Source organism: Providencia sp. TYF-12, from assembly GCF_041344805.1.
Classification (GTDB): Bacteria; Pseudomonadota; Gammaproteobacteria; order Enterobacterales; family Enterobacteriaceae; genus Providencia; species Providencia huashanensis.
On sequence record NZ_CP166833.1, the window covers coordinates 509,868 to 525,224 of the forward strand.

Consider the following 15,357-nt stretch of genomic DNA (forward strand, 5'->3'; position numbering starts at 1 on the left):
ATATAAATTTTCCTAAATGACATATTTGATTTATATATAAATGAGTTATTTTGGTTTTTTATTTTATATTTAAGTAAGTATAGGGTTATTGTTCTGTATAAACTCATCTTAAGTGTTATTTTTGACAATATATATTGAGATTGTAGAATTGACATCAGAAAGAATTGAAGCGTATGTATAAATATTCATTTAGTTTTCTACGTCAATTTTTAAAAGTTACAGCGAAAATTGAGTTGTTAATTAAAAAGCAAGAAAACTAGTGTAATGGATTTACGTTTTTAAAAAAGATGATAAATGAGAAGGACCTTATTTATATATAACCCTCTAATCTGAAAGAAGTTTATAAAGCTGGAGTGCTGAAAAACTTTACTGATAAGCGCAAATTATCAATAAAAATCAGAAAGAGGAAAATCCTTCCTACTTATTTAAGGAAATGTTTATGAAATTGAATAAATTAGCATTAACTCTAGCTATTGGTTTTGGGATTGGTTTCTCTGGAGCTGCATTAGCTGAAGATCCTGTCGTTCCAGCAAAAACAGTAGAAAGCTCACAAGGTGAAATCCGTTTCACTGGTTTCATTAACGATGTTCCATGTTCAATTGATGCAAATAACCTAAAACAACTAGTTGAGTTTGGTGAAATCGCATTACATGAACTGACATCAAACCAATATCGTTCAGACAGCAAAGATTTCGATATCGTATTGAAAAATTGTTCAACTGAAACTTACAAAAACGCAAAAATCACGTTTACTGGTCCAACAATCTCTGGATTCCAAGGCTTTACAGGTGAATTACTTGGTTTAGGCGGAAAAGTTAAAAACGCAGGTATCGTAATTACTAACGGTGCAGACAAAGTTGTTGAATTTGGTAAAGCATTCCCAGGTACTGGTGACGGTTATGCGTTAAATGCAGGAGATGGCAAAGAAACAACCCTACATTTTGCAGCATATGTTAAAGGTAATGAAGATGCTAACGCTAAAGCAACAACGGGTAGTTTCAATACTGTTGCTAACTTCAAAATCGTATATCAATAAGACTTATTTGAGTTAGATAAATAGAAACATGTGGCGTATGGAAGGCCATATGTTTCTATACCTTTTTACTTTGTTTGATAGGCGCATAATTAAATGAAAAGCATAAGACTCAATTTAATTACAAAATTAATGCTTTTAATATTAACGCCGATGTTTGTATTTTCCGAAGAGGCTATTGATTTTAACACGGACTTTCTTGAAACAGACAGCACTGAAAATGTCGACTTCAGTAAATTCTCTCACGCAAATTATATTCCTCCTGGAAATTACTCATTAGCGGTATCTGTTAATAGAGTTAAAATTTCTATGGAGCAACCTATTATTTTTTTTACACCTGATTATGACGATAAAATATCTCTTGCATGTATTACACCAGAGCTTTATAAGCAACTCGGTTTACAAAGTAATTGGAGTAAAAAAGTAACGTGGTTGCATAATGACCAATGCTTAGATATTCGTTCTATTCCTGATATGAGTATTCAGGGTGACTTAGCAAAAAATAATGTCGATATAAATATTCCTCAAGCATTTATGGAGTATCAAGACCCTAATTGGGATCCTCCATCTCGTTGGGATGATGGTATTTTAGGTGCGTTTATTGATTACAATGCAACTGGGCGTATTGTTAATAAGCGTACTGGTGATAAAGGGACTGAGTCTGGTATTACTGCGACAGGAACCATGGGGACAAATATCGGTGCATGGCGCGTTAGAGCAGACTGGCAGACTCAAAAGGGTGAGTTAAATAAAGGTGGCCAATCATGGTCATGGAACCAACTTTACCTGTATCGCGCAATTCGAGCGTTAAATTCACGCTTAACATTTGGTGAGCAATATTTATCTTCTGAATTATTCGATAGCATACGTTATGTGGGAGCGAGCTTAGAAACTAATGAATCTATGCTTCCACCTCGTTTACAGGGGTATGCCCCTGAAATTGCGGGAGTTGCAAAATCAAATGCAACGGTGATTGTTAAACAAGATGGCCGAATTATTTACCAGACAGAAGTAAGCCCTGGTCCATTTAGAATTCAGGATGTTAACTCTTTTGGAGGAGGGACATTAGACGTCTCTGTTCAAGAACAGGATGGTAATGTCACAAATTATAAAGTTGAAACTTCGAGGTTGGGAACATTAACGCGACCAGGGCAACTTATTTATAAACTTGTTTTGGGTAAGCCAAGTAAAAATGAGCATAGTACTCAAGGGCCTGTATTTAGTTTAGGTTCTTTATCGTGGGGAGCAACAAATAACACGACTGTTTATGGTGGGGTTTTAGGTTCTTCAGAATATCAAAATATTGCGTTAGGGATAGGGCGTGATTTCGCTCCATTTGGTGTGCTTTCAGGTAATATTAGTGTATCTAGAGCGGAGATGGGAAGAGCGGATAATCATCGTACTTTGACAGGGAACTCCTATAATTTAACATATTCTAAACAGTTCGATGATATCAATAGCCAAATTACATTTGCAGGCTATCGATTTTCTGAAAGAAACTATATGAATATGAGTCAATTTATTGATAGGCGTTATAATGATAGCACGATGGATAGTGGTAAAGAATTATATACCATTATATTTGGCACGGCGTTTCCTGAATATAATACAAATATGTATTTAAATTACTCGCATCAAACTTATTGGAACCGTTCTTCAACTGACCAATATAACCTAACGGTTTCTAATTATTTTGATATAGGGAAAATAAAAAATTTAAGCTTAAGTTTAACTGCATATAAAACCAAATCTCATCAAAATGATGATAATGGCGTTTATTTAAATTTAAATGTGCCATTAAATGATAATCAAGCAAGTATTAGTTATTCAGGCTCATTTTCTAGTAATAGTAGTCATAATGTCAATTACTATGACCGTATTAATGAGCGAAGCACATATTCTATTTCTGCGGGAACGTGGGATAAAAATAAAGTAACGACATCAGGTATGTATAACTATGATGGTGATGCAGCACAAGTTAATATCAATGGAACGTACACTCAGGACAATCAAACTGCATTATCTATGCAACTAAAAGGTGGGCTAACAGTTACTCCAGAAGGTGGAGCATTGCATCGTAATACCTCAATAAATGGAGGGTCAAGAGTCTTAATCGATACGAATGGTATTGAGGGGATCCCTGTTCGAACTGGAGTAACACCCATTAAAACAAATCGTTATGGTAAGGCTGTTATCACGAGTATCATGGATTTCAACCGTAATAATTTACGGATTGATATAAATAGCATACCGGATAATGCCGAAGCATTGGATTCAAACCAATATGCAACCTTAACTGAGGGGGCGATTGGTTATCGGAAATTCAATGTGATTAAAGGTGAAAAAATATTAGGAACTATCAGTTTAGAAAATAATAGTTATCCACCTTTTGGATCATCCGTTATCAATGAGAAAAATATTGAAGTTGGAATTGTATCAGATAATGGGTTTGTTTATTTAGCAGGTATTAATCAATCAGATATCCTTAAAGTTAAATGGGGTGATAAATCATCATGTCATATTCAAATACCTGAAAAAATAGAAATTGGCATGGAAAAAATAATATTATTACCATGCAAATAATTATAAGTAATGTATTAACGTCAACGGTGAAAATATGAATATAAGTCTAAATGCTAAAATAGTAACAGTAATGAGTTTGTTTTTATTAATGCAATCGGCTTATGCGGCTATTGCGCTTGATAGAACTCGTGTTATTTATAATGAAAATGATAAATCGGTGAGTATGGGGCTTACAAATGAACACTCAACAAGCCCATACTTAGCACAAGCATGGATAGAAAATGATAATAATGAGAAAGTTACATCGCCTTTTATTGTGACTCCGCCGGTTCATAGAATAGAAGCAAATTCTAAAAGTCAAATTAAAATCCAATCTTTGCCGGCTATTTCTCAGTTACCAAAGGACAGGGAAAGTATCTATTATTTGAATGTAAGGGAAATTCCACCACGTAGCGAAAAGGCCAATGTCCTACAAATTGCATTACAAACAAAAATTAAGATTTTTTATCGACCGATAACGATAATGATAAAAGAGCGTATGGAATTTATTCCACAAGAAAATAATATAAAAATTGTTAAGCGTGGTGCTGATTATTTAGTAAAAAACCCATCACCTTATTTTTTATCAATTACTAAATTGAAAAAAGGTAATACAGACGTTACAAATTTTGAGCCGGTCATGATAGCCCCTTTTGATGAATCCAGTTTAGGTAAGGTTTCTGGAGGCTTAGGCTCTATGCCAACCTTAGTTTATCTTAATGATTTTGGTGGTGCGGTTGATTTGAAATTTAGTTGTCAAGCAACAGAATGTTCCGTAGTACCTAGAAAATAAGGCTAATGATTATGTCCATTAATTTTATGATATCCAGAAAAAATGTAATGCGGATATTGGGGGTTTTAATGACTTTTAATATATCAAATGTATTTGGATTTTCAGGATTCTTATATATTGATATTAAAGGTGAAGTTTTATCCAAACCTTGCACAATCAATAATGGACAAACCATCGAAATAGATTTTGGCGATGTTATGACGACTCGTGTTCAAGATGAAGTTTACAAAGAGCCCATAGAGTATACGGTGAGTTGTAAGGATGGAATTAAACCTAAATTAAACATATTTATTGATGGACTCTCATCTTCATTTGATCAGGGGTTATTAAAAACAAGCGTTGGAAATTTGGCTGTGCGTTTTACAGCAGATTCAAAAGATTTTCCACTTAGAAGTAAACGTTCTTTTAATTTTGCAAATCCTGCAAAGCTTGATGCGATATTAGTTAAAAAAAGTGGAACAGACCTTCCTGCAAAGAGTTTTACAGCGACAGCAACATTGAAAGTGGAATATCAATAAGGACTGAAACATGTTGAATGTAAAAATGATTATGAGTGCAGTCTTATTGATGGTCTCATTGCCTTTTGTTTCAAATGCAAAGGATTATGAGACTGAAATCAGTATAAAAGGTAATTTAATCACGCCACCACCATGCCACATTGATGATGGCAAAGATATTGAAGTAGATTTCGAGACTATTTCAGTTAAATCGATACAAGGTAATGATCAGAAAAAACAAGTAAATTACCAAATTCAATGCGGTGACAATAAAAATAATTGGGCCATGTACTTAAAATTAAATGGTGCGAAAAGCGCTTTTGACCTTAATGGAATAAGTACAGGGGTCGATAATCTTGCTGTTAAGTTTCAATTAGCAGACCAAGATTTAGAGCTTGGAAAAAAGTATTTGATTGACCCAAGTTCTCCTGGCGTTTTATGGGCTGTTTTAATACGTAATGGAAATAATGAAATAAAAACAGGTGATTTTGTTGCCAATGCAACGATGGTTGTGGAGTACGAGTAATGAAAAAAATCAACCAGCTATTATTAATCGGATTTTTTAGCTTTACAGCTAGCCATATTGTTGTAGCAGCAACAAATAATGTCAAAATAAAAGGAAGGTTGGTTAACTCACCTTGTGTGGTTTTGCCTGAAAATAAGAATGTTGAGGTGGATTTTGGTGATATCCGTTTACTGGATATTTATGACCCAACATATCAATTACCGCGACGTGAAATGACGCTTACTCTATCTAATTGTGATCTCAGTATTGCAAAGAGAATGAAAGTAAAAATTTCTGGGGCTGAACATGGTCAGATGCCAGGTTTTATCGCCCTGACAGGTGCAGAATCTAATCCAGGCTTAGGCATTGGTTTTAAGCTCAGTAGTGGTGAGGAAATTAAAATCAATCAGGTTTCTCCATTAATTCCTATTACTCAGTCAGGAAAAAATGAGTTGAAGTTTGATACTTTTCTCAAAGCGACACCTGATTCTATTGCTAACCAGCAAATTAAAACCGGGCATATTTCGGCAATCGCTACGTTTTTATTTGAGTATGAGTAATTCTATTTTCAGACGCCTACTTTTATAGAAATAACCTCTAATTCAACTATAAAGAGATTTAAAATGGGAAAAAGAATACAGCAATTACTATTTATACCTCTTTTTTTAATTACATCAATAAGCTATGGTTCAACATATTTTTCATATGTGGAAGATATAGTAAAAGGAAATGGATATACCTATTACTATCAGATGGATTATTGGAAAGCAAACTCACCTACGGAGCCGAATCCTTGTGTTTCCGTATTAGGTAGCAAAGGGGCTAAGAATTGTTATTTTAGTATAAACCATTTGCATTCAGGAAAAACTAAAGGGGGAATAGCTTCCCGAGCTGATTGGTCATGTGGGATTAATTTTGCTAATTATCCTACTATGGCTTCGATAATTGAAGCAGCACAATCACAGTGTGGGTTGACATTCCCTCGTAGAGGAGAGAGCCGCCATAGTGGTTCGATCACTACTGATGAATGTGTGGGGATTTTTGTAGGAGAAACTGCGAAAAAAAGCTATGCAACAATGTTACCTGGGGGAATTTGTGGTATTGCTCCGCCACCAGCAGGTAAATGTTACTTTACTTCTCCTGATGGTAACGGAGGTATACTTGAACTCAATCATGGGTCATTAAACGCTAATGAATTAAATGGCAACATGCAAACAAGCTTATTTTATGTTATTTGTAACCAAGATATGAGTGTGAAAGTCTCATCAAACTTACAATATGATGATGTAAATTTAAGACCAGATGGTTCATTAAAATCACATGTTACATTAAATAACCGTTCCGCAGCGATTGGAATTGTACAGTCGGTTCAAGAGAATAAAGTTTGGCCTGTGCGTGTAGAGTCGACTTTGAAAACAAATGGTACTGTTATTCCAGGGAAGTTTAGTGGCCGCATTACACTGGTTCTTACTATACCATAATTTAAACTATATTTTGTATTCGTCATTTTCCCATGTTGACGGTTTTGCCTACTATTTAGTAGGCTTTTTTTTACTTGATATTACAGGTAAAGGAAGAGTAGCTTTCATCATTTAATATATAAATGTTATCATCCATTTTAGTAATATTGACATAGTATTTTATTTTATCTTTTTCTAACTGAATGAACTTGGAAAAAATGGACTCGGGTGTACTATCGGATGATGTAATAGACAAAGTTTTAAAGTTAATAACATAATTATTTTTATAATCAACGGCGTGATAATCAAAGTAAACGGCTCTATCTAAACGATAGGTTACCTCATTATTTTTAATATAACCGTATAAATTCATTCGGCCATGATTATCTTGATCTAATTGGATGGCAACTTTTGATTTCATATTCAATCCATCTTGAGTTCCATTATCTTTAATCCAAACAATTTCAGAGTGGCATATTTTTATCTCATTTTGTTTTTGTTTCAAGGTATATGAAGTGATTGATGCAGTGGAGACTAGAAGAATAGAGGCAATAATATATTTTTTCATTTAAATTCTCTGATCGTTTATTGATACACAATCATATTTATTATTAATTTCTTTGCAGATACTAAGGGAAAAATTTTTATCAAATGAATATGTTCTGTTTAAATTAGATAAAAGAATAATACGTTTTGGTTCATTACAGGAGATATTATATTTATCGAGTCTGGCTTGTATAAAGCTTATGTTTTCATTTGAAACCTTTCCTATCATGCCTAGGGGGGTCTGTATAACACAGTTTTCCCGAGCACTTAAAGTTAAATAACTACTTGTAGCATTAGCTTTAGGTGTTAAGTTATAAATAAATAGATAGGCTAAGTAACAAACTGTTAACGTTGATATTGCTAGTAATATCAATTTGATAGGTTTTTTATTTATTTGTGAACTTTTAACTTGATGATTTTGTACTGTGATTATTTTTTGCTTATTGACTGGAGTTGGACCAAATTTTATTTCAGTTTCTTGCTTATCTAAATCTTTATCGATAATTTCATTTTCGTGGATAGAAATATGACTATCAAGGCGGAACCCTTTTTTAGGTACCGTCACGATTGATTTAGGATCAATACCAATCTGCTCAAGCTTTTTTCTTATTTCACTGATGTAAGTGTTTAAATTATTATTTGAACCTACAAGACCGTACTCTTCCCACACATTAGTAAGAAGTTCATCTCGTGTTGCGATTCCTTTTTTCAGATTTAATGAAATAATCTCACCGAACAATCGAGATGCTGTTTTTGATAACTCAATATATTGACTGCGATCAAGTTTTAAGAAAATTAAACTTGAGTTTTCCTCGAAAATATATTTATCATCAATGGTGTAACCATGTAAATTATTCATAAATACTTTCTGTTCTCTCTAAATTAAAGGCTTAAACAGCATTAAGTTATAAAAAATATAATTATTTAAAGTTATCTTTAATTAATTTGAGGTAAGTGATTTTTTGAGTTTTTATTTTTGTTCTTATAGTCTAAATAGGGAATCAATTAACTTCAAGTATTGTGGGGTGAGCATTTTTGTGGTTTGTTAACAAATTTATTGAATTGAACTGATTATCGTTATTTAACGCTGAATTTTTTTATTTTGGTGAGATTTAAGTCTTAATTTAAATCATCTATGTTGTAAAAAAAATATATAAACCTATAGAGTTGATGGCATTAGAAATAATTTCATTATTTGGGATTTGCAGTAAGTAAATATACTTAGTTTTTGAGGTTTTACTTATGCTATAATTTAAACTCTAATGCAATTTATATTAGGCAAAGGATTAAATCTCTGCCTAATATATTAAATGTTAGTATTTATATTCAATACCTAACCAATAGTTACGACCTTCTTCTATATAGCCATTGGTGTATTCGTAGGATTTATCAAATAGATTATTTACAGAGGTGTTGACTGAAATACCTTTCCCTAATTCATAATCGAAACGAAGGTCAGTTTTGGCGAACCCACGTACTTTGCTGTCATTATCGACATAGTTAAATGCCCAACTTCTTGCTTCTTCGGTAAGCGTAATGCTAAACGGTTCGTAAGGAGTCAATTTCACCCAAGCAAAGGCTTTGTGGGTAGGTAGCTCGGCGACATGTTTGACACTGTAGTGTTTTGGATCAGCATGAATATAGCCGTAGCTTAAGCCTGCTTCTAACCAATCGGTGATTTGCCCTGTTGTTCCTATATCAATGCCAAAGTAGTCGACTTTGCCACTATTGCGGTTTTGTAGCAAATCACCGCCATCAGCATTTTTGCCAATATGGTGTGCCATGATGGCATCCGAAACGTGGTTATAGTAAACACTGGTTGTGTAGGTCCATTGTGGTGTGACATATCCTTTGTAGGTTAAGTTGTAGGTAAGGGCACGCTCTGCATCAAGGTGAGGGTTAATAACGAAGGAATCATCACTCTTCATTTTGTTTTTTGTATAACGCTCTTTTTGCGTTGGGAAACGGCTTCTTTCTGACACAGAAAATTGGATGGTATCTTCATTCGTTAAGTGGTAGCGAGCCATCAATTCCCAGTTAAATGCATGTTGGTTATTTCCATCATAGGTATTAAAGTCGCCTGATTTATAATCATAACGTTTGCTATCAGCACTTTTGCGCCAGTCATAGCCAATACCGCCGACAATATCTAGCTTATCAGTCGCAACCCATTGATATTCCGTAGCAATGGAATAGGTATTATCTTTATAGCGGTCGAATGGCACATCTCTTTTAGACCTAGCGCGGTGTATGTCTTCTTTCCAGTGTGCGGCAAATGAAAGCATATCTAATTCACGCACCGTGAAGTCAACACGCATATCGGCACCATTGCTATAGTCATCATAACGACTGTAGTTGTAAGTACCTTTCTTATAGTCTTTCACAGACTTATATTGATGGAGTGTATTCTTAAAGGTATCGTGATATAGGCGGCTTTGTAGTGCGATATCATTAGTTATTTGAGTTGTACTATTAAAGTAGATGCTTTCTTTATCATAGGCAGGCCATTGCCAAATTTGTTGTTTCTTACTGGTAACGCTCGGTGCACTGTTTTTATCACCATCTTGTTTTAGGTAAGTAATCACATACTCGTCGGCTTCGCGGGGTGTCCAACCGACTTTTACCATCATACGTTTATCATCTGTGGCTGAATTCGGGCGGCGACCATTGCTACCTGCTAATGGATTGTTATTTTCTGCATCTGGTATTCCCATAAAACGCTGCTTATATTGGCTACCGCTAACTTGGATAAAACCTAGGTCGTTACGGCCACCTAAGCGTGCACTAATATTGTGAGCGTTATCTGCACCGCGGGCAAAGCCTTGGTTGAAGTTGATATTGGCTTCAAATGGCTTTTTAGGTGTAGCGGTCGTTAAGTTAATCGCACCGCCCATCAAGTTAGGCCCTTGCAGTAATGAGGTATAGCCTGTAGAGAGTTCAACACTCGCGAGTTCGCTAGTCATAAAACGCCCAAGATCAAGGGTGCCGTCATAAGGGACATACGTTGGGACCCCATCAAAAAAGATAGGGACTTGGCGGCTATCAAAACCTCGCACATTAACTTGAGTTTCGTTACGATTCCCTGACTTTTGAATAGAAACCCCTGGCATGGTACTCAATGCTTGTGCCACGTTGGTTTTATTCAACTGTGTCATTTGCTCTTGCGTGATGATATTCGCATCCGCAGCAAGTGGTGTACTCCAAACTGACATTACATCAGTATTTTTTTCGCTGTTAACTGAGGCGGCGTGCCCTTGCGCTGTGAATAAAGCCATCCCAACCAAATAGGTTATTTGTTTTATTTTCATTATGTCTTTCCCGTTTCATTAATTTCGATATATTGTTTTTTATATAACGATATGCGTGATTAGCCATAAGTTAATGCAGCCTACGGGGTAGGCTGTTTTTGGCAAATAGCTTTTTTTATGCGAACTTTTTCGGTTATTGTTTAAAAATGTTCACTTTTATGTCTCGAGGCGCCGCATAGTAGGGAGCTGATGTGACTAGCAACGGCACACCTATTTGGGCAAACTCTTCAATGGTTGTTAAATTAATTCCCCCTGCAATCGATAACTGGCAAGGAGAATGTTGCTGCTGTACGAGTTTTTGTAATTGCTGAATTTGGTCAGGTGGGAGTTTATCCAGTTGCACAATATCGGCCTGTGCCTCAATCGCCAAAACGGCCTGTTGGTAGTCATCGGCCTCAACAATAATCAGTTTTTCGGGGGCGTTTTGGCGCAATGTTTTTACATGTGTATGCCAATCATCTGGTTGTTCAAGACACTGCCGGTGGTTGGTGAATAACAAGATACTTTCAGCACTACCTGCTCGATGAACAATAGCGCCCCCCGCCAAAATCGCAGTTAAGGCAAGGGGCTTAGTGTTTGGGATTGTTTTTCGCGTACAGGCTAGCTGTGCGTTAGGTTGATATTGTTTCAAGATACTGACCATTTGCTGAGTATAGTGACTCACACCACAACACCATTCGAGCACGTTTTGTGTGGCTTTCCAGCCCTGATGCAGAGCTTCAATAGGCCCAGTAGCACGAATTAGAATACTTTGAGGTTCAACGTGTTGGCCATCTTGAAAATGGCACTCACAACGGATACCGAGTTTTTCTAACATGCGTTTGGCGATGTGGAGCCCACTAATACAGCCGCCGTGTTTAGAGGAAAATGTCATTACACCAAGTTGGGAGTGTAGCCCTAAGGCGCGAGTGGTCAGGTCGCCGTATTGGATATCATCCAACAGCAATTGGTCGATTAATGCATCAGGTAAATAAATCATAATGTTAAATCGGCCTCATCGACAACATCCCATGAGACCATCGCCCAATCTCTTGATGGATAAGGAATTTTCTTACCTGACGCAGTTCGTGCATGATAGTAGTGATACAGAGCTTCTGTTTCTTGCGGCGTCATGTTTTTTAGTGACCAATTGACGCTATCGGCAAAGGCTTCAAAGCTATCAAAACCGCCTTGATTCGGGCTCTTAATAAAGTCTACACGGGCATTGATACCCATTTGGTGTAGGATATTCACTGCATAAATATAAGTTGGTAAACGTATTACTTCGCGACCAATTTCTCGAATAATATTTTCATCAATAAAGGTTGGGTTGATAGTATGAGTGGTGTAAACGCGCAGTTTTGTTTGGCGGTTGAGTTTTAGCAGCGCGGTTTTTAAATCATCCACTAATGTCGAACGGGAAGCGACGGCAATATCCACTTTAGGCAGAGTGTCCCAGTTATCTTCCCACGCTAATTTTTCAAAGTGGGCATTGGAAATGCCGAGCTCTTTTGCACGAATTTTCGCCATTTCCAGCATGCCACCACTGTAATCAATACCAATGACCTCTTTGAATTGATTGGCGAGACACAGGCTAATAGAGCCTGGGCCACAGCCGACATCCAGTAGGCTTTCAGCCCCAGTAAAATCCATTAACTCACGAAACTGAACCAAATATGGGTCATTTGGATTGGCACAATTTTGTGCCATTTGTTGGGCTTTTTTATCCCAATGCTCAGGTTCTTTACGGGTGCGTTGTGCCTGCTGCATATGTTGCTGGTACATTTTTGCGAAATCAATTTGGTTAATTAACATGATCCCTGACCTTAACAAGAAAATGATGATGGAAATTGGAAGTGAGCTTCAATACTTTGCTCATCCACATTATAAAGTGCTGCCAAGTTAGTAAGTGTTAACATACTTTTTGATATCCCTTGCCTTGCTCTGTGTTGCTTATCAAGCAAGATAACATGGTCAGCGACCGCCGCAGCATGTTGTGGGTGGTGAGTTGACATCAATATCGTCATACCATGGGATTTAAGCTTTTCAATTTGTTCAAGTAGGCGTATTTGGTTACCAAAATCAAGGCTAGCTGCAGGTTCATCCATAATTAAGAGTAATGGCCTTTGTATCAAGGCTCTTGCTATCAATACTAACTGTTTTTCCCCCCCGCTCAATGTGCTGTACAGTCGAGTTGCAAGGTGTGGAATGCTGAGCCGCTCTAATTGTTGAAGTGCTAAGTTTTTTTCGGCATTACTGGGTACAGAAAATAATGAAATATGCGGGGTGAGCCCCATCATTACCATATCTAATACGTTGAAGGTGAAAGGGGTATCGTGTGCTTGAGGTACGTAAGCAATTACTTTCGCGATATCACGCTGTGATAGTGAATTTAGAGAGCGGTTATTCAGTGAAATATCACCACTGATCGCGGGCAGCAAACCTAAGATGGTTTTCATTAGCGTTGTTTTGCCACACCCATTGGCTCCTAGTAGGCAGGTAATTTCTTTTTCAGGCAAAGAAAGATTGATGTCATCAATTATTGCAGTGTGATGATAACCAATAGCGACATTTTTTAGGGTCATAATACTCATTTAACCCGCCTAGTTTGTAATAATATAGCCAAAAAGAAGGGAGCGCCGACGGCAGAAGTTAAGATCCCTAATGGAAGTTCGATTGCTGCAATAGTCCGAGCTAGTGTATCAGTAATAAGCAGTAAGATTGCCCCAATCGCCATTGAGGCAGGAAGCTGATAACGAAAGTTAGCACCCACTATCATTCGGGTGATATGCGGAACAATTAAGCCAATCCAGCCAATAATTCCTGCAATAGAAACAGCACTCGCAGTGAGTAACGTGGCACAAATAATGAAAATGGCGCGTGTCAAACTGACATTGACCCCGAGACTTTTGGCTTCTTCATCCGATAAGCTGAGTAAATTCATACGCCAACGCAATAGCAATAGTGGGATGATAGCAATGACCATGAGTGGCAAGACGGATATTAAGTCTTCTTGCGTAATGGAAGATAGGCCACCAAGTAGCCAAAATGTGATAGAAGGTAGTTGTGTATAGGGGTCTGCAAGGATTTTCATTAAAGAGATAGCGGAGCCACAAATAGCACTGACCGCAACTCCGACGAGAACTAGCGAGAGGATTGGGTCATGTTGCCTTGCTAAGTGAGCAATAAAGCAAACTAAGGCAACGGTAATTAGGCCACCAATAAACGCAAACAGCTGGATATAAAATAGTGATTGACCGAAGAATATCCCGATAACCGCCCCGACACCAGCCCCTGCGGAAACACCTAAAATATCAGGGGAAACTAAGGGGTTACGAAACATTCCTTGGTATGCAGCTCCTGCAATAGAAAGCCCACCACCAATTAAAATCGCGGCCAATGTACGAGGGAAGCGTATTTGCCAAAAAACTGTTTCATGACGAAGGTCGTTCAATGTTGTTTGTGATGAAAGTGGGTTCACAAGCAGGTGATAAAGCTCACTTAAAGTAAGTGAGTACTTACCACTTGTAAGGGCAATAACCAAGCTGATAAGTAAAATAATAACTAATATGAAGGGTTTTGCGCCTTTATTAAGTCGTTCATTCATGATTTTTCTATCAGCAAGTCAACTTGCTCCGGCGTTAAAGATGAATGATAAAAAAGCTCAAAATATTCGGTAATATCGGATTTAATGTGTATTGCGATATTTTTATCAAAATGGCTTTGTAATCGCCTCATGCCGAGTAGGCGGTTAATGCCTGGAGGCCCATCTAGCCAGCCGAATGGCATTCCACTGAATATAAGTAATTTATTGTTTTTAATCGCATTTAAGCCTTTCCACAACGGGGAGGTCGTCATAAACCCAATGGCTTCTTCATATTGCGTTATAATGATATCTGGGTTCCATTGATATAGTTGTTCCATCGAAACTGTGGTAAGACCATGGAAGTTAGGAATATCTACAACATTATGTAACCCAAGCATTTCAATGGCTTCAGTATGAATTGAGCCTTTAGCACCGGTTTCTAAACCTTTTGCTCCGCGTGCAAGGTAAAAACTCAGTGGTTTTTGTCGGTTTTTACTCGCAAATGAAATCGCATCATCTAGGTACCGCTGAGCAAGGTGGCTGAGCTTTTGGGCTTGTGGAATGGCACCAAGGATTTCACCTAGCTGAGTGAGTTGTTGCGGTGAGTTTTGTAGCCCCCCAGAGATTAATAAATAAGGAATATTTGTTTGTTTGGCGACTTTCTCTCCTTGTGAGCGATAAGTTTCGTCTATATTTCCAGTGTCAATAATTAGGTCTGGGTTATAGGACAACAGTTGTTCAAGGGATAATGTGCTACCACGACCCGCTAAACGACCATAAACAGGTAATTCAAGCCACTGTGGAGCGAAAAGGTCAGTTTGCCCTTTTTTTAGGGAGATAGAAGCGAACCCGACCATTTTTTCAGGGACAAGTGCAAACAGTAATAAGTCTGAAGGTGGGCCTGAACTTATTACCCGTTGAATATTGTTTGGCGCGGGGAGTTTACCAAATAGGGCTTGTTCAACTTTATAACGAGTTTGTGCAAAACTCGGTAAGCTGTAAAAAGTAGCGAGAACGGCACTCAATTTAATAAAATGCCTACGATTTATGGCCATATTTAAATTTAATCTATTCGTTATGATAATAAT

Annotated in this window: 15 protein-coding genes; 7 read left to right on the plus strand and 8 right to left on the minus strand. The window is 37.1% G+C overall.

The window, feature by feature from the left end:
- Nucleotides 1–439 precede the first annotated feature (439 nt).
- The 7 genes from ABE954_RS02295 (at nt 440) to ABE954_RS02325 (ending at nt 6,871) form a co-directional block, all read left to right on the plus strand.
- A complete protein-coding gene (locus ABE954_RS02295; RefSeq protein ID WP_042848515.1) occupies nt 440–1,036 on the plus strand; it encodes a fimbrial protein in 597 nt (198 codons plus the stop codon).
- Nucleotides 1,037–1,129: 93 nt separating this feature from the next.
- The gene (locus ABE954_RS02300) at nt 1,130–3,616 is read left to right on the plus strand and encodes a fimbria/pilus outer membrane usher protein (RefSeq protein ID WP_129466971.1); all 2,487 of its coding nucleotides are present in this window, start codon (nt 1,130–1,132) and stop codon (nt 3,614–3,616) included.
- 34 nt (nt 3,617–3,650) lie between these two features.
- Entirely contained in the window at nt 3,651–4,388 is a 738-nt protein-coding gene (locus tag ABE954_RS02305) for a fimbria/pilus periplasmic chaperone (RefSeq protein WP_042848512.1), read from the plus strand.
- A 68-nt stretch (nt 4,389–4,456) separates the two neighbouring features.
- Nucleotides 4,457–4,906, plus strand: a complete 450-nt coding sequence (locus tag ABE954_RS02310; protein ID WP_226693422.1) for a fimbrial protein — start codon at nt 4,457–4,459, stop codon at nt 4,904–4,906.
- A 10-nt stretch (nt 4,907–4,916) separates the two neighbouring features.
- Entirely contained in the window at nt 4,917–5,411 is a 495-nt protein-coding gene (locus ABE954_RS02315; protein ID WP_042848511.1) for a fimbrial protein, read from the plus strand.
- Nucleotides 5,411–5,950, plus strand: coding sequence for a fimbrial protein (locus tag ABE954_RS02320; RefSeq protein ID WP_042848509.1), 540 nt, complete (start codon nt 5,411–5,413; stop codon nt 5,948–5,950). Before ABE954_RS02315 ends, ABE954_RS02320 begins: the two co-directional genes overlap by 1 nt.
- A gap of 63 nt (nt 5,951–6,013) precedes the next feature.
- On the plus strand, nt 6,014–6,871 hold the full coding sequence (locus tag ABE954_RS02325) for a hypothetical protein (RefSeq protein WP_042848508.1): 858 nt from the start codon (nt 6,014–6,016) through the stop codon (nt 6,869–6,871).
- Between the two features lie 70 nt (nt 6,872–6,941).
- Here ABE954_RS02325 and ABE954_RS02330 read toward each other — a convergent pair whose 3' ends face one another.
- From ABE954_RS02330 to ABE954_RS02365, 8 genes are all read right to left on the minus strand, one after another.
- On the minus strand, nt 6,942–7,418 hold the full coding sequence (locus tag ABE954_RS02330) for a FidL-like protein (RefSeq protein ID WP_129466974.1): 477 nt from the start codon (nt 7,416–7,418) through the stop codon (nt 6,942–6,944).
- A complete protein-coding gene (locus ABE954_RS02335) occupies nt 7,419–8,255 on the minus strand; it encodes a transcriptional regulator (protein WP_371025716.1) in 837 nt (278 codons plus the stop codon).
- A gap of 454 nt (nt 8,256–8,709) precedes the next feature.
- A complete protein-coding gene (locus tag ABE954_RS02340) occupies nt 8,710–10,704 on the minus strand; it encodes a TonB-dependent receptor plug domain-containing protein (protein WP_371025717.1) in 1,995 nt (664 codons plus the stop codon).
- A 133-nt stretch (nt 10,705–10,837) separates the two neighbouring features.
- Entirely contained in the window at nt 10,838–11,683 is an 846-nt protein-coding gene (gene modD / locus ABE954_RS02345) for a ModD protein (RefSeq protein ID WP_042848502.1), read from the minus strand.
- The gene (locus ABE954_RS02350) at nt 11,680–12,498 is read right to left on the minus strand and encodes a class I SAM-dependent methyltransferase (RefSeq protein ID WP_210814138.1); all 819 of its coding nucleotides are present in this window, start codon (nt 12,496–12,498) and stop codon (nt 11,680–11,682) included. The genes modD and ABE954_RS02350 overlap by 4 nt, the downstream gene beginning before the upstream one ends.
- Nucleotides 12,499–12,509: 11 nt before the next feature.
- Nucleotides 12,510–13,277 carry an ABC transporter ATP-binding protein gene (locus ABE954_RS02355; RefSeq protein ID WP_048608794.1) on the minus strand — a complete coding sequence of 256 codons (768 nt, stop codon included), beginning with the start codon at nt 13,275–13,277 and terminating at the stop codon, nt 12,510–12,512.
- Nucleotides 13,274–14,290, minus strand: a complete 1,017-nt coding sequence (locus tag ABE954_RS02360; protein ID WP_210814137.1) for an iron ABC transporter permease — start codon at nt 14,288–14,290, stop codon at nt 13,274–13,276. The genes ABE954_RS02355 and ABE954_RS02360 overlap by 4 nt, the downstream gene beginning before the upstream one ends.
- Nucleotides 14,287–15,324 (minus strand): ABC transporter substrate-binding protein, encoded by a 1,038-nt coding sequence (locus ABE954_RS02365; RefSeq protein WP_210814136.1) that lies wholly within the window; start codon nt 15,322–15,324, stop codon nt 14,287–14,289. Before ABE954_RS02365 ends, ABE954_RS02360 begins: the two co-directional genes overlap by 4 nt.
- Between the last annotated feature and the right edge of the window lie 33 nt (nt 15,325–15,357).

What these genes read in the sequence shown, in the direction of transcription:
- ABE954_RS02295 (WP_042848515.1), top strand. Translation starts at nt 440, where the DNA reads ATGAAATTGAATAAATTAGCATTAACTCTAGCTATTGGTTTTGGGATT.
- ABE954_RS02300 (WP_129466971.1), top strand. Translation starts at nt 1,130, where the DNA reads ATGAAAAGCATAAGACTCAATTTAATTACAAAATTAATGCTTTTAATA.
- ABE954_RS02305 (WP_042848512.1), top strand. Translation starts at nt 3,651, where the DNA reads ATGAATATAAGTCTAAATGCTAAAATAGTAACAGTAATGAGTTTGTTT.
- ABE954_RS02310 (WP_226693422.1), top strand. Translation starts at nt 4,457, where the DNA reads ATGACTTTTAATATATCAAATGTATTTGGATTTTCAGGATTCTTATAT.
- ABE954_RS02315 (WP_042848511.1), top strand. Translation starts at nt 4,917, where the DNA reads ATGTTGAATGTAAAAATGATTATGAGTGCAGTCTTATTGATGGTCTCA.
- ABE954_RS02320 (WP_042848509.1), top strand. Translation starts at nt 5,411, where the DNA reads ATGAAAAAAATCAACCAGCTATTATTAATCGGATTTTTTAGCTTTACA.
- ABE954_RS02325 (WP_042848508.1), top strand. Translation starts at nt 6,014, where the DNA reads ATGGGAAAAAGAATACAGCAATTACTATTTATACCTCTTTTTTTAATT.
- ABE954_RS02330 (WP_129466974.1), bottom strand. Translation starts at nt 7,418, where the DNA reads ATGAAAAAATATATTATTGCCTCTATTCTTCTAGTCTCCACTGCATCA.
- ABE954_RS02335 (WP_371025716.1), bottom strand. Translation starts at nt 8,255, where the DNA reads ATGAATAATTTACATGGTTACACCATTGATGATAAATATATTTTCGAG.
- ABE954_RS02340 (WP_371025717.1), bottom strand. Translation starts at nt 10,704, where the DNA reads ATGAAAATAAAACAAATAACCTATTTGGTTGGGATGGCTTTATTCACA.
- modD (WP_042848502.1), bottom strand. Translation starts at nt 11,683, where the DNA reads ATGATTTATTTACCTGATGCATTAATCGACCAATTGCTGTTGGATGAT.
- ABE954_RS02350 (WP_210814138.1), bottom strand. Translation starts at nt 12,498, where the DNA reads ATGTTAATTAACCAAATTGATTTCGCAAAAATGTACCAGCAACATATG.
- ABE954_RS02355 (WP_048608794.1), bottom strand. Translation starts at nt 13,277, where the DNA reads ATGAGTATTATGACCCTAAAAAATGTCGCTATTGGTTATCATCACACT.
- ABE954_RS02360 (WP_210814137.1), bottom strand. Translation starts at nt 14,290, where the DNA reads ATGAATGAACGACTTAATAAAGGCGCAAAACCCTTCATATTAGTTATT.
- ABE954_RS02365 (WP_210814136.1), bottom strand. Translation starts at nt 15,324, where the DNA reads ATGGCCATAAATCGTAGGCATTTTATTAAATTGAGTGCCGTTCTCGCT.